Origin of the sequence: Aeromonas sp. FDAARGOS 1416, assembly GCF_019048085.1 — a bacterium.
GTDB classification, from domain to species: Bacteria; Pseudomonadota; Gammaproteobacteria; order Enterobacterales; family Aeromonadaceae; genus Aeromonas; species Aeromonas veronii.
In genome coordinates this window covers 4340003-4353164 of sequence record NZ_CP077301.1, presented here as the reverse complement: position 1 = coordinate 4353164, position 13162 = coordinate 4340003, and the positions used below count along the sequence as shown (strand labels likewise).

Below are 13162 nucleotides of genomic sequence, written 5' to 3'. Positions count from 1 at the left end.
CCTGTTAGAATATGGCGAGCAAGATGGAGCCAACTATGCCAAGCAATCCCCAATCCGAGCAGGAGTTATTGAGCCGCGCCTATTCCATGGCCGGCTTCACGCTGGCGCAGCTGGCCGCCGAGGCTGGCGTTGCGGTGCCCAAAGACCTGCGCCGTGACAAGGGGTGGGTCGGTCAGTTGATCGAGCTGCAACTGGGGGCCAGCGCAGGGAGCAAGCCGGAGCAGGACTTCCCGGAGCTGGGGATCGAACTCAAGACGATCCCCGTGGATCCTCAAGGCAAACCGCTGGAGACCACCTTCGTCTGCGTCGCCCCGCTGATCGGCGTCAGCGGCCAGCGCTGGGAGGAGTCCAACGTGCGCAACAAGCTCTCCCGAGTGCTCTGGATCCCGGTGGAAGGCAGTCGGGAGATCCCGGTTGGCGAGCGGCGGGTCGGCATGCCGCTGATGTGGAGCCCGAATGAAGAGGAAGATCGGCTACTGCGTCAGGACTGGGAGGAGCTAATGGACATGATAGTGCTGGGAGAAGTGGAGCAGATCAGCGCACGCCACGGCCAGGTGATGCAACTGCGGCCCAAGGCGGCCAACAACAAGGCGCTGACTCGCGCCATCGGCCGCGATGGTCAACCCATCATGACCCTGCCGCGCGGCTTCTATCTCAAGATCGACTTCACCCACAGTCTACTACAACGCTATTTTGCCTTGCCGACTTGATCTGCCTTATCAACATCTTTGTCATATGGTGGTATAAAAATAGACAGGAGCCATTTTTAACTCACAGACAAGGAGGCGTCATGCCACTGATCAAACAGTTTTTGAAGTCCAAGCCCGAGGTCAAGGTGACCTTTGCCGTAGAGAAAGAGGCGGCTGCAGGGGCAGAACAGGTGATGCTGATCGGCGAGTTCACCCAGTGGCAACCGGTCGAGCTGAAACGCATGAAGAGCGGCGAGTTCAAAGCCACCCTCAATCTGCCGACCGACGGCCCGGGCTACTTTGAATATTGCTACCAGCTCATCACACCGGCAGGGGAAACCCTCTACGAGAATGACTGGGCAGCGGATGACTATGTGCCAGGCCCCTTCGGGCGAGACAACTCGGTAGTTCGGGTCATCCAGTAACGGCAACCAGAGAGCCAATAGACGGATACAAAAAAGGCTCGCCATTGGCGAGCCTTTTCACTACCTGTCGAGCTATTTACCGACATACCGACACCAATTCGAATCGAATTAGTTGAGCTTCTCTTTGATACGAGCAGCTTTGCCGGACAGGTTGCGCAGGTAGTACAGTTTAGCGCGGCGAACATCACCACGACGCTTCAGTTCTACACTGTGGATCAGCGGAGAGTGAGTCTGGAATACACGCTCAACACCTTCGCCGTTGGAGATCTTGCGAACGGTGAAAGCAGAGTGCAGACCGCGGTTACGCTTGGCAATAACGATGCCTTCGAAAGCCTGCAGACGCTCTTTACCACCTTCTTTAACACGAACTTGAACACGTACAGTGTCGCCCTGGGCAAAAGCCGGGATGTCGGTACGCAGTTGCTCTTGTTCAAGCTGCTGAATAATCTTGCTCATTGTCTTTCCTTACCTAGGATAAACTGAAAACTCTACTTAACGCTGTCACGCACTTCGCGGACATACTCGGCAAGAAGTGATTCTTGCTCGTCAGTCAGAGCTAGGTTGTTAATAAGTTCCGGCCTTCTTTGCCAGGTTCGTCCGAGCGACTGCTTGAGACGCCAGCGTCGAATCACTTCGTGATTGCCGCTTGTCAGCGCCTCGGGCACCGCCAATCCATCCAACACCTCCGGCCGAGTGTAGTGGGGATGATCCAGCAAGCCATCCGTAAAGGAGTCTTGCTCGGCACTGGCCTGATCGCCCAAAACCCCCGGGACCAGACGCGAAACCGCATCGATCAGGGTCATGGCAGGCAACTCGCCACCACTTAACACGTAATCCCCGATAGACCACTCTTCGTCGACTTCGGTTTGTATCACGCGTTCATCGATACCTTCGTATCGACCGGCTACCAGAATCAGTTTCTGATTCGTCGCCAACTCGGTTACGCCCGCTTGAGTCAGCTTGCGTCCCTGAGGAGAGAGATAGATGACTTTCGCCCCGTCTCCCGCCGCTTGCTTGGCTGCATGAATCGCGTCACGCAGCGGCTGAACCATCATTAACATGCCGGGCCCACCACCATAAGGACGATCATCGACCGTACGGTGTTTGTCGTGGGTAAACTCCCGGGGGTTCCAGCACTCAATCTGCAGCAGGCCACTCTTGACGGCCCGACCCGTTACCCCGTGCTCGGTAATGGCTCGGAACATTTCAGGGAAGAGGCTAATGACCCCAATCCACATAAGAAACCTCCGGCACCCGTGTTAGCGCGGGAAACTAGAAACCAGGATCCCAATCAACTTCGATTGTTCGAGCAGTCAGATCAATATTCTTGATCACCTGCTCTTCCAGGAACGGAATCAACCGCTCCTTTGCACCAAAGGCATCTTTTACATTGGCCTCAACCACCAACACATCGTTGGAGCCGGTTTCCATCAATTCGGTCACCTTGCCCAGGTCGTATCCCTTGGTGGTCACCACGGAGCAACCAATCAGGTCACGCCAGTAGAACTCACCTTCAGGCAACGCAGGCAACAGATCGGCGGGTACGCCAATCTCGACATTGGTCAATGCCAGGGCATCTTCGCGCACATCGATACCATCGAGTTTGCAGATCAGACCCTTATTGTGACGTTTCCAGGATGAAACCCGAATTTCACGCCACGCCCCGTTCTGATTAATCAGCCAGGGGTTGTAATCGAAAATCGCTTCGGCAACATCGGTGAAGGAGTTCACTTTAAGCCAGCCCTTGATGCCATAAACGGTACCCAGGGTGCCCAGAACTACAGGTTTTTCCACCTTAACTCCTTACCGTTGGGCTGATTAAGCAGCTTTTTTAGCGTCTTTGATCAGCTTGGCAACGCGCTCAGAAACAGCGGCACCAGTAGCAACCCAATGCTCGATACGAGCCAGGTCCAGGTTCAGCTTTTCAGCTTGACCAGCAGCAACCGGGTTGAAGAAACCAACGCGCTCGATGAAGCGACCGTCACGGGCGCAACGGCTGTCAGAAACTACTACCTGGTAGAACGGACGCTTTTTCGCGCCACCACGTTGTAAACGAATGGTTACCATATCGTCCTCATTAACATCTAATGAACAAGGCCCGCAAACACGCGGACCCTAGCTTAAAATAAGCCGCGTAATTCTACTTGGATTCGTAATAATTGCAACCAAGCCAGCCACTTTTTGCGCAGAGCGGCAATGAAAAGGGGCCTGCCGCAGCAGACCCCCATCAACACGCAGGCCGGATCAGAACGGGCCGCGACCGCCACCGAAACCGGGGGGCATCATGTTCTTCATCTGGCTCATCATCTTGCGCATGCCGCCTTTACCGGACATTTTCTTCATCATGCGCTGCATCTCGGTGAACTGCTTGAGCAGCTTGTTCACGTCCTGCACCTGCATGCCGGAACCTGCGGCGATACGGCGTTTACGGGACCCCTTGATGAGATCGGGATGGGCGCGCTCCTTGGGCGTCATGGAGCTGATGATCGCCTCCATTCGCACAGTGAGCTTGTCATCCATCTGATCTTTAACGTTATCCGGCAGCCCGGACATGCCGGGCAGCTTGTCGAGCATCCCCATCATGCCGCCCATGTTGCGCATCTGGGCCAGCTGCTCGCGGAAATCTTCCAGATCGAAACCCTTGCCACTCTTGACCTTGCTGGCCAACTTGGCCGCTTTCTCTTTATCGACGTTGCGCTCGACCTCTTCGATAAGAGAGAGCACATCGCCCATACCGAGGATGCGGGAGGCGAGACGATCCGGGTGGAACGGCTCCAGCGCATCGGTCTTCTCACCCATACCGATAAACTTGACCGGCTTGCCGGTGATGTGGCGCACCGACAGGGCGGCACCACCACGGGCGTCACCATCCGCCTTGGTGAGGATCACACCGGTAAGCGGCAGCGCTTCGTTGAACGCCTTGGCGGTGTTGGCGGCATCCTGACCGGTCATGGCATCGACCACGAACAGGGTCTCGACCGGCTTGATGGTGGCATGCAGATCCTGGATCTCGGCCATCATCTCGCTATCAACGTGCAGACGACCGGCAGTATCGACGATCACCACGTCATAGAATTTCTTGCGCGCCTGATCGATGGCGGCGGTGGCGATATCGACCGGCTTCTGGCTGGCATCGCTTGGGAAGAAGTCGACACCGATGTCATTGGCCAAGGTTTCCAGCTGTTTGATCGCCGCCGGACGATAGACGTCGGCACTGACTACCAGCACCTTCTTCTTGCTACGCTCTTTGAGCAGCTTGGCCAGTTTGCCAACCGTGGTGGTCTTACCGGCCCCCTGCAGACCGGCCATCAGGATGATCGCAGGCGGCTGGGCAGCCAGGTTGAGCTGTTCGTTGGCCTCCCCCATTACGGTGACCAGTTCACCGTGCACAATCTTGATGAATGCCTGGCCCGGGCTCAGGGATTTGGCCACTTCCTGCCCTACTGCGCGCTCTTTGACACGCGCGACGAAATCACGCACGACCGGCAGGGCGACATCCGCCTCGAGCAGCGCCATGCGGACTTCACGCAGGGTTTCCTTGATATTGTCTTCGGTCAGGCGACCACGGCCACTGACATTGCGCAAGGTGCGCGAGAGTCGTTCAGTCAAATTCTCAAACATGACGGATTCCGGTTCTTGGCGTAATAAATTGGGGGCATTATAACCCAGAGCGGGCGCGAGGACGATTATTCACCGCACCGCAGCAGCAGGGACCTTCTCCCTATATATGGGCAGATCGGCCGTTGCACAACTGGCGAGCACTTCTCGTGCAAGGTATACTGCCCCTCTTACCCTCAAAAGCTTGTGCAACAACGACCTGGTTATGATCGTAATCTCTGTTCTGGCCCTGGCGTTTTATCTGCTGGCCATCATCGCCTCCCTGCATCTGTTACTGAGCGCCAAGCCGGTGGGACAGCGCTCCCTGTTTGCCTGTATCGGATTGGCCCTGATCGCCCACGCCAGCGCCCTCGGTTCAGAGGTATTGCAGAGTTACGGCCAGAACCTGAGCATGCTCAACGTTGCCTCGCTGGTCAGCCTCATCATCAGCTGCTTCATGACCTGCGTAACCCGCCGCTTCAACGGCTGGATCCTGCTACCGGTGGTCTACAGCTTCTCGGCCCTGCTGCTGGCTGCCAGCGCCTTGATCCCGGGTCGCTACATAACCCATCTGGAGGCCCATCCCCAGCTGTTGCTGCACATCGGCCTCGCCCTGATGGCCTACTCGGTATTGATGATCGCCTGTCTGTTTGCGCTGCAGCTCGCCTGTCTGGACAAGCAGCTTAAATCTCGAAAAATCAGCAACTTGCCAGCCATGCCGCCACTGATGACGGTGGAGAAACGACTGTTTCAGTTGATCTCTGCAGGGGTGCTGCTGCTGACACTCTCCATCGCCTCCGGCCTCTTCTTCCTCGAAGATATGTTCGCCCAGGGCAAGTCTCACAAGGCAGTGCTCTCCATCCTGGCATGGTGTGTCTACGTGTTGCTGCTGTGGGGTCATCACACCTATGGCTGGCGCGGCCGCAAAGTCATCACGCTCAGTCTCATCGGCAGCTTCATCCTGACTCTTGCCTACTTTGGCAGTCGCTTCGTCAAAGAAGTGCTGTTGAGCTGACACCTATACTCTTTTAGCCATACCATCCAACAGGAGCCCTTTTTGGACAGCATCTCAACGAGTACATTACTGATTGTTCTCGTTATCTTGATCCTTCTTTCCGCCTTTTTCTCCAGTTCCGAAACCGGCCTGATGTCCATCAACCGCTACAAACTGCGGCATCTGGCACAGACCAAACACAAAGCCGCACGTCGCGTAGAGCAACTGCTCGCCCGCCCCGATCGCCTGCTGGGGCTGATCCTGATCGGCAACAATCTGGTCAATATCCTCGCCTCCGCCATCGCCACCATCGTCTGTATCCGGCTGTTTGGTGATCTCGGGGTCGCCATTGCCACCTTCGGCCTGACCCTGGTGGTACTGGTATTCGGTGAAGTGACCCCCAAGACCCTGGCCGCCATGTTTCCGGAGAAGATCGCCTATCCCGCCTCCTGGATCCTCAAGGGGCTGATGGTGCCGCTCTCACCGCTGGTCTGGCTGATCAACGGCATCACCAGCGGCCTGCTCAAGATGCTGAAGATCAATCCCAACAAGGATGACTCCCTCAACACCGAGGAGCTGCGCACCATCGTCAATGAGGCGGGTAACCTGATCCCCCAGCGTCATCAGGAGATGCTGCTGAGTATTCTGGATCTCGACAAGATGCTGGTCGAGGACATCATGGTGCCACGCAGCGATATCTACGCCATCGACATCAACGATGACTGGAAGAGCATCCAGCGCCAGCTGGCCCACTGCGCTCACACCAAGATCCTGCTCTATCGCGACAATATCGACGACGTTGTCGGATTTTTACACGCGCGCGATGCCCTGCGACTGGTAGCCAGGGATCAGTTCAATAAATCGAGCCTGTTGCGGGAAGTAGACGAGATCTACTTCATTCCGGAAGGAACGCCGCTCAACGTGCAGCTGGCCAAATTCCAGCGCAACAAGGAGCGAATTGGCCTGATCGTCGACGAATACGGCGATATTCAGGGGCTAATCACTCTGGACGACATTCTGGAAGAGATCGTCGGCGACTTCACCACCTCCATGACGCCTGCACCGAGCGACGAGATCCATCCCCAGTCAGATGGTTCTTATCTGGTCGAAGGCTCAGCCAATATTCGTGAGCTGAACAAGGAGATGAACTGGCACCTGCCCATCGACGGCCCGCGTACCCTCAACGGTCTGATCCTCGAATATCTGGAAGAGATCCCCCAGCCCAACATCGGGATCCGGCTGGCCGGTTATCCTATCGAGATCCTCGATGTGGAGAACAACATGGTCAAGATGGCGCGGATCATGCCAGCATCGTATCGGGCGGAGTCGGATTCGCAAGATTGAAAAAGGGCTGCCAGTGGCAGCCCTTTTCTATTGCTCATCGTCACTATTCATCTTCATCATCCGGCTCCAGCACCAGCGTCGGGATCAACTCGCCAAACACCCTCTGTAGCTCGTCACGGTTGGCCAGCAGGTCTTGCAGCGTATAGCTGTCCATCACCGCCAGAAACGCATCCATCGCCTCTTTCAGCGCACTCTTGAGCAGACAGACAGAGACGATGTGGCAAGTGGGTGAGCCGCAGTCAATGCCGTCCAGATTGCCTTCCAGCGCCCTGATAACCTGCCCGATATTGATGGTGGCGGGATCGCAAGCCATACGAATACCGCCATTCTTGCCCCGCTGGGATTGCAGATAGCCCAGCTTCACCAACTGATTGACCACCTTCACCATGTGGTTGCGGGAAACGCCATACAGGGCCGATACCTTGGCAACGCTCGACAACTCCCCTTCCGGCAGGGTGGCAAGATAGAGCAGGGCTCTCAATCCAAAATCTGTATAACTGGTTAGTCTCATAAAACCTGATTAGCGCGATGCGAAAAGTGGAGTATTGATTCAAATCAAATAAACATCTAGGATGCCACTTATTAAATGACATTTTATATGTTCAATTAGAACGAGGCCCCTATGCTAGATCAAACCACCGTTGCCGTCATCAAAAGCACCATTCCGCTGCTCGAATCGGCAGGCCCTGCCCTCACCCAGCACTTCTACCAGCGGATGTTCAGCCATAACCCGGAGCTGAAAGATATCTTCAACCTGGCCCACCAACGCAGTGGCGGCCAGCCGCTGGCCCTGTTCAATGCAGTCGCCGCGTATGCCAAGAATATCGACAATCTGGGGGCTCTCGCCGGTGCAGTCGAGCGGATTGCGCACAAACATACCGGATTCCTGATCCAGCCGGAACAATATCACATTGTAGGTAGTCATCTCTTGGCCACGCTCAAAGAATTGGGCGGAAGTGCGGTCACCGACGAGGTGCTGGAGGCATGGGGCAAGGCGTATGGCGTGCTGGCCGACATCTTCATCGGCCGCGAGCAGGAGATCTATCAGGAGAAGGCCAATCAGGATGGCGGCTGGCAAGGTACCCGCACCTTCATCATCAAGGAGAAGCGAGCCGAGAGCGACCTCATCACCTCCTTCCTGCTGGCGCCGGAAGATGGCAAGCCGGTACTGACCTTCAAACCGGGCCAATACCTCAGCATCAAGCTGGTTCACCCCGAGCTGGAATATCAGGAAATCCGCCAATACTCCCTCTCCGATGCCCCCAACGGGCAGGATTACCGCATCAGCGTCAAGCGTGAGCCGCAGGGTCAGGTCTCCAACCTGCTGCACGATCACCTGCAGGCGGGTGACAAGATCGAGGTGATGCCCCCTACCGGCGATTTCTACCTGAAAGCCGACAGCCAGACCCCGGTGGTACTGCTCTCAGCCGGTGTCGGCGTAACGCCGATGATGAGCATGCTCAACCAGCTGCTGGAAAGTACTCATCAGGCCGAGATCACCTGGCTGCACGCCTGCGAACAGGGCGCTGTACACGCCTTCCGGGAGGATATTCAGCAAAAATCCCGCCAGCATCCCAACTTGCTGAGCCGGGTCTGGTATCGGGAGCCGGAGGCCAGCGATGTACAGGGTGAAGATTACGACCTGGCCGGCACCATGGATCTGACTGCCGTGAAGGAGCGCATCACGCCAGAGGCCCACTACTACTTCTGTGGCCCTGTCGGCTTCATGCAGGAGATCAAGCGGCAGCTGCTGGCGGCTGGGGTGCCAGCGGGGCAGCTCCATTACGAAGTTTTTGGCCCCCACCAAGATCTCTAAGGCGCAGGCAGCCATATAACAGAGGGAGGTTCCGGCCTGTCATGGCACGGCGGCTGGAACCGGACCCACAGGTGCAGATCTGTGGGTCATTTTTTTGGATCAGTGCATCGCCTTGGCGCGGGCCACCACGTTGGCCGGCATCCGGTTGCCAAGACGGCTGAGCAGACTCGCCGCCTTCTGGTGCAGCACCTTGTCACCGATGACGGAACCATGGAGCCAGCGATAGGCATCCTCATAATCGAGCGGACTACCCATCCCCTGCAGCAGCATTTCGACCCACTCGATGCGAGCCCGCAGAAAACCGAGGCTGGCCGCCTCGCGCATCAGGGTCTCGGCTCGCACCAAATCCTTCTGCACCAAAGTTCCTTTCCAGTAGTAGCGGCCCAACTGCTCCAGCGCCGGAGCCAACCCCTGATTGGCCGCCTCCCACATATATTGCACCCCGAGCTCGGCATTGGGTTTGGTACAGACACCCCACGCCAGCATATCCCCCCAGAGGAATTGATAGGCCGGGATCTTCATCACCGAGGCACGCGCTTCGATATCCTGAGTCAGCTGACAGCGATCCTGCTTCACCTGAGTGAGGTGGCGCCCCTGCTCAATCCAGTTGAGCAGCTCGTCCTGACGATAGAGCGGCACCGCCTGCAACTCGCCTGCGGCCAGAGGTGCGGGAGGCGCAACCACAGCAGCAGGTTCCACCGGTTTTGGCAGCGGCGCGGCCCCCTCGCCACTGCTGGCAACGGGCGTGACCGGCTCGGCCGGGAGCAAGACGGGGGCTGCCTCAGAGGTCGCAGGCGTAGCAGCAGAGACAGGCGCCGTTGCCACCGCAGCACTGCTTGCGGTCGGTACCGATGCACTTGCTGCAGGGGCATCGCTCGATACGGCAGCCGATACCGCCTCGGCACCATAGAGGGGCGCGGTGAATGCACCGACAAGAACGAGAAGGGTAAGGGGTTTCATCATAAGGATCTCCTGCTGCACTCTGTTATCGGCACCAAGCCCCATCCCCTTAGCCTGCCGGGCGGATCTCATCAATACGAAAGGGAGCCGAAGCTCCCTTGTTGGCACGGTTGACCCGCTTACTTGACGAAATCGACACCCAGCTGGATATCGGCTTTCAGGGTAGCCAGCATGCCTTCCATCGCTTCCTGCTCGAAGGCGCTCAGCTTGCCGTAATCCAGTACGGTTTCGACGCCGTTCTTGCCCAGCAGTACCGGCTGTGCGAAGAAGGTGGCGTGCTCGCCGTTGCCTTCAACGTAGGCGCACTCGACAACGTTGGCTTCGCCCTGCAGACCCTTGATAAGGGAGAGACCAAAACGGCACGCCGCCTGACCCATGGAGAGAGTGGCAGAACCGCCACCGGCCTTGGCTTCAACCACTTCGGTACCGGCATTCTGGATGCGCTTGGTCATGGCAGCCACTTCTTCAGCGGTGAAGGAGGCGCCTTCAATCTGGGAGAGCAGCGGCAGAATGGTGACGCCACTGTGACCACCGATCACATTGACGCGAACCTTGTCGATGTTCAACCCTTTGGCAGCGGCCACGAAGGTCTCGGCGCGGATCACGTCCAGGGTGGTGACACCGAACAGGCGACGCTTGTCATAGACACCGGCTTTCTTCAGCACTTCAGCGGCGATAGCCACAGTGGTGTTGACCGGGTTGGTGATGATGCCGATCAGTGCTTTCGGGCAAGTGGCCGCGCACTTCTCGACCAGATTTTTGACGATACCGGCGTTGATGTTGAACAGGTCGGAGCGATCCATCCCCGGCTTGCGTGCCACACCGGCGGAGATCAGCACCACATCGGCCCCAACCAGCGCAGGAGTCGGATCTTCACCGCAGAAGCCCTTGATGGCGACGTCGGTAGGAATATGACTGAGGTCAACGGCCACACCCGGGGTAACCGGGGCGATGTCATACAGGCTCAGCTCGGAGCCAGCCGGCAGACGGTTTTTCAACAGCAGAGCGAGGGCTTGACCGATGCCACCAGCGGCACCCAGAACGGCAACTTTCATGATCAACTCCATGTTTAAGCGTAGGTTTAAGGTTGTTTGTTGTTGTGCGCCCAACCTTAATGGATCCCCCCATAAAAAACAATCTGATAACAGTTGCAGTCACGGGTTCTGTGAGCCACGAAACACGCGGGAGCAAAAATTGGAGGGAAATACAAAAAGTTGGAGGAGAAGCACAGTTTTTCTGCACTTCCCATTACCATAAAGAGGTAGATTTGAAGGTCTCATGATTGGAATGCCAGCGCCCGTTTTTCACACCAGCGAAAACCAATTGTTAACAATCCGTTCATCGCCAGATAAAGCCCGCCAGCCACCCCGAACACCGCCAGGGTATCGTAGGTCTGAGCGTTCAACCCCTGCGCCAGCCCCATGATGTCCATGATGGTGATGGTACTGGCGAGGGAGCTCCCCTTGAGCACCAGGATCACCTCGTTGGAGTAGGCAGGCACCAGATGACGGGCGGCGTGGCGCACCTTCATCCACAAGGTCTGGCGGCCATTAAAACCAAGCGCACGACACGCCTCCACCTCACCGGCCGGGATGGCATCGAGCGCCCCCTTGAACAACCGGGTGGAATAGGCCGCCGTGTTGAGGCCCAGCGCCAGCACGGCGCAGAACCAGGGCTGCTTGAGCAGCGGCCAAAGCGGGCTGGCTTTCAGCCACTCGAACTGGCCCGGCCCGTAGTAAATCAGGAAGATCTGAATAAGCAGCGGCGTACCGGTAAAGAGCAGCACCCACAGCTGCACCAGCTGGGTCGCCACCGGCAGGCGCAGCTCCAGCACCCAGGTCATCAGGGCTGCCAACACAATCCCCAGCAGCAGGCTGAACAGGGTCAGCTCCAGCGTGGTGACCAGACCGCCCAGCAACGTAACGAGATACTCTTGCATCAGTTAGCCTCCGTAGCGGCGAGTGTAGCGGGCAGCCAGCCCGAGGCCATATTCACTCACCAGACTGATGGCCAGATAGATGAGGGCGGCGGCGGCATACCAGGTGAAAGGCTCATAGGTACTGGCCGAAGCCATCTGCGCCTGACGCATCATCTCGTTCACCCCGATAAGCGACACCAACGCGGTATCTTTCAGCAATACCAGCCACTGGTTGCCGAGGCCCGGCAGGGCGTGACGCCACGCCTGCGGCAACACGATGCGAAAGAAGATGTGGCTCTTGCTCAAACCCAGCGCCAGCGCCGCCAGCCGTTGACCTGAAGGCACCGCATTGAGCGCCGCCCGCAGGGTCTGGGTCGCATAGCTGGCGAACAGCAGGGAGAGCGCCAGCACGCCACAGGCGAACGGGCTGAACTCCACATACTCGCCAGTGAGGAGGAACAGCACCTGGGTCGAGCCGAAGTAGATGAACAGCACCACCAGCAACTCGGGCAGGCCACGGATCAGCGTGGTCAGGGTGGCCACCGGCCAGACCAATGCACGCTGCTTGCTGAGCTCGGCGGCACTGAACGCCAGTGCCAATACCATGCCCCCGACCAGTGATGCCAAGGCCAGCCCGAGGGTCATCCAGGCTGCATCCAACAACAGGCTCAACATGGCTTACTGCGCGAAGTATTTGTCGAAGATTTTCTGATAGGTGCCGTTGGCCTTGATCTCGGCCAGCCCCTTGTTCAGCTGGGTCAGCAGCTCCTGATTGCCCTTGGCGACCGCGATGCCAAAGCCGGTACCGAAGTACTTGGCATCGGTCACCGGCGCCCCCACCACCGCATACTCCTTGTGTTGCTTCAGCCAGTCGGCTGCGACAGCTGTATCAGCAAACACACCGTCGGTACGGCCATTCATCATGTCGAGGAAGGCGCTCTGGTAGCTGGCGTACGGCACGGTCAGCAGGCCCTTGCTCACCCAGTTATCCACCAGATAGGACTGGTGAGAGGTACCGTTCTGCACACCGACTGTCTTGTCGACCATCTCTTCCGGCCCCTTGAAGGCCCCTTTCTTGGCGACGAATACTGCCGAGTTCTCGTAATAGATGTCAGAGAAATCGACCTGCGCGGAGCGCTCCGGGGTCACGTCCATGGCGGCGATGGCTGCATCATAGCGACGGAATTTCAGGCTGGGGATCAGGCTGTCAAAGGCCTGGTTATGGAAGCTGCACTCCAGCTTGGCCTGCTCGCAGATGGCGCGCGCCAGATCGATGTCAAAACCCTGAAACTCGTTCTTGTCATCCAGGTATTCGAACGGTGCGTAGGTGGCCTCGGTGGCGAACTTGATCTCTTTGGCCATGACGGAGGTACTCAACAGGCCCATGGCAGCAACCAACAACAGACTCTTTTTCATGAC

16 protein-coding genes are annotated in these 13162 nt (G+C 57.5%); 5 read left to right on the top strand and 11 right to left on the bottom strand.

The window, feature by feature from the left end; translation table 11 throughout:
• Positions 1-35 precede the first annotated feature (35 nt).
• Together mutH and I6L46_RS19875 are read left to right on the top strand one after the other, a co-directional pair.
• Positions 36-710, top strand: a complete 675-nt coding sequence (gene mutH, locus I6L46_RS19880) for a DNA mismatch repair endonuclease MutH (protein ID WP_216976879.1) — start codon at positions 36-38, stop codon at positions 708-710.
• Between the two features lie 80 nt (positions 711-790).
• A complete protein-coding gene (locus I6L46_RS19875; protein ID WP_005348910.1) occupies positions 791-1114 on the top strand; it encodes an isoamylase early set domain-containing protein in 324 nt (107 codons plus the stop codon).
• A 108-nt stretch (positions 1115-1222) separates the two neighbouring features.
• Here I6L46_RS19875 and rplS read toward each other — a convergent pair whose 3' ends face one another.
• The 5 genes from rplS to ffh all read right to left on the bottom strand — a co-directional run bounded on the left by rplS (position 1223) and on the right by ffh (position 4735).
• A complete protein-coding gene (gene rplS, locus I6L46_RS19870) occupies positions 1223-1570 on the bottom strand; it encodes a 50S ribosomal protein L19 (RefSeq protein WP_005313505.1) in 348 nt (115 codons plus the stop codon).
• Positions 1571-1602: 32 nt separating this feature from the next.
• Entirely contained in the window at positions 1603-2352 is a 750-nt protein-coding gene (trmD, locus tag I6L46_RS19865; RefSeq protein WP_005340400.1) for a tRNA (guanosine(37)-N1)-methyltransferase TrmD, read from the bottom strand.
• A gap of 34 nt (positions 2353-2386) precedes the next feature.
• On the bottom strand, positions 2387-2908 hold the full coding sequence (gene rimM / locus I6L46_RS19860; protein WP_005340394.1) for a ribosome maturation factor RimM: 522 nt from the start codon (positions 2906-2908) through the stop codon (positions 2387-2389).
• A 24-nt stretch (positions 2909-2932) separates the two neighbouring features.
• A complete protein-coding gene (gene rpsP / locus I6L46_RS19855; protein WP_216976877.1) occupies positions 2933-3181 on the bottom strand; it encodes a 30S ribosomal protein S16 in 249 nt (82 codons plus the stop codon).
• Between the two features lie 177 nt (positions 3182-3358).
• On the bottom strand, positions 3359-4735 hold the full coding sequence (gene ffh, locus I6L46_RS19850) for a signal recognition particle protein (protein WP_005357987.1): 1377 nt from the start codon (positions 4733-4735) through the stop codon (positions 3359-3361).
• A 202-nt stretch (positions 4736-4937) separates the two neighbouring features.
• On the opposite strand from ffh, the gene ccsA reads away from it, so the two are divergent.
• Together ccsA and I6L46_RS19840 are read left to right on the top strand one after the other, a co-directional pair.
• Positions 4938-5726, top strand: a complete 789-nt coding sequence (gene ccsA / locus I6L46_RS19845) for an inner membrane protein YpjD (RefSeq protein WP_005340390.1) — start codon at positions 4938-4940, stop codon at positions 5724-5726.
• A gap of 42 nt (positions 5727-5768) precedes the next feature.
• The gene (locus I6L46_RS19840; protein ID WP_058058355.1) at positions 5769-7049 is read left to right on the top strand and encodes an HlyC/CorC family transporter; all 1281 of its coding nucleotides are present in this window, start codon (positions 5769-5771) and stop codon (positions 7047-7049) included.
• 43 nt (positions 7050-7092) lie between these two features.
• Here I6L46_RS19840 and I6L46_RS19835 read toward each other — a convergent pair whose 3' ends face one another.
• Complete coding sequence (locus tag I6L46_RS19835) at positions 7093-7560, bottom strand: Rrf2 family transcriptional regulator (RefSeq protein WP_216976874.1); 468 nt, start codon at positions 7558-7560, stop codon at positions 7093-7095.
• Positions 7561-7671: 111 nt separating this feature from the next.
• Between I6L46_RS19835 and hmpA the strand changes: the two genes are divergently transcribed.
• On the top strand, positions 7672-8865 hold the full coding sequence (gene hmpA / locus I6L46_RS19830) for an NO-inducible flavohemoprotein (protein WP_216976872.1): 1194 nt from the start codon (positions 7672-7674) through the stop codon (positions 8863-8865).
• Between the two features lie 99 nt (positions 8866-8964).
• Here the strand turns inward: hmpA and I6L46_RS19825 are convergent, their stop codons facing one another.
• The 5 genes from I6L46_RS19825 to I6L46_RS19805 form a co-directional block, all read right to left on the bottom strand.
• Complete coding sequence (locus I6L46_RS19825; protein WP_204481277.1) at positions 8965-9549, bottom strand: tetratricopeptide repeat protein; 585 nt, start codon at positions 9547-9549, stop codon at positions 8965-8967.
• 395 nt (positions 9550-9944) lie between these two features.
• Entirely contained in the window at positions 9945-10880 is a 936-nt protein-coding gene (mdh, locus tag I6L46_RS19820) for a malate dehydrogenase (protein WP_005340384.1), read from the bottom strand.
• A 221-nt stretch (positions 10881-11101) separates the two neighbouring features.
• Entirely contained in the window at positions 11102-11764 is a 663-nt protein-coding gene (artM, locus tag I6L46_RS19815; protein WP_005348902.1) for an arginine ABC transporter permease ArtM, read from the bottom strand.
• 3 nt (positions 11765-11767) lie between these two features.
• Positions 11768-12418, bottom strand: coding sequence for an arginine ABC transporter permease ArtQ (gene artQ / locus I6L46_RS19810; protein WP_064337352.1), 651 nt, complete (start codon positions 12416-12418; stop codon positions 11768-11770).
• Positions 12419-12421: 3 nt separating this feature from the next.
• A complete protein-coding gene (locus I6L46_RS19805) occupies positions 12422-13159 on the bottom strand; it encodes a transporter substrate-binding domain-containing protein (protein ID WP_019445594.1) in 738 nt (245 codons plus the stop codon).
• Positions 13160-13162: the final 3 nt, after the last annotated feature.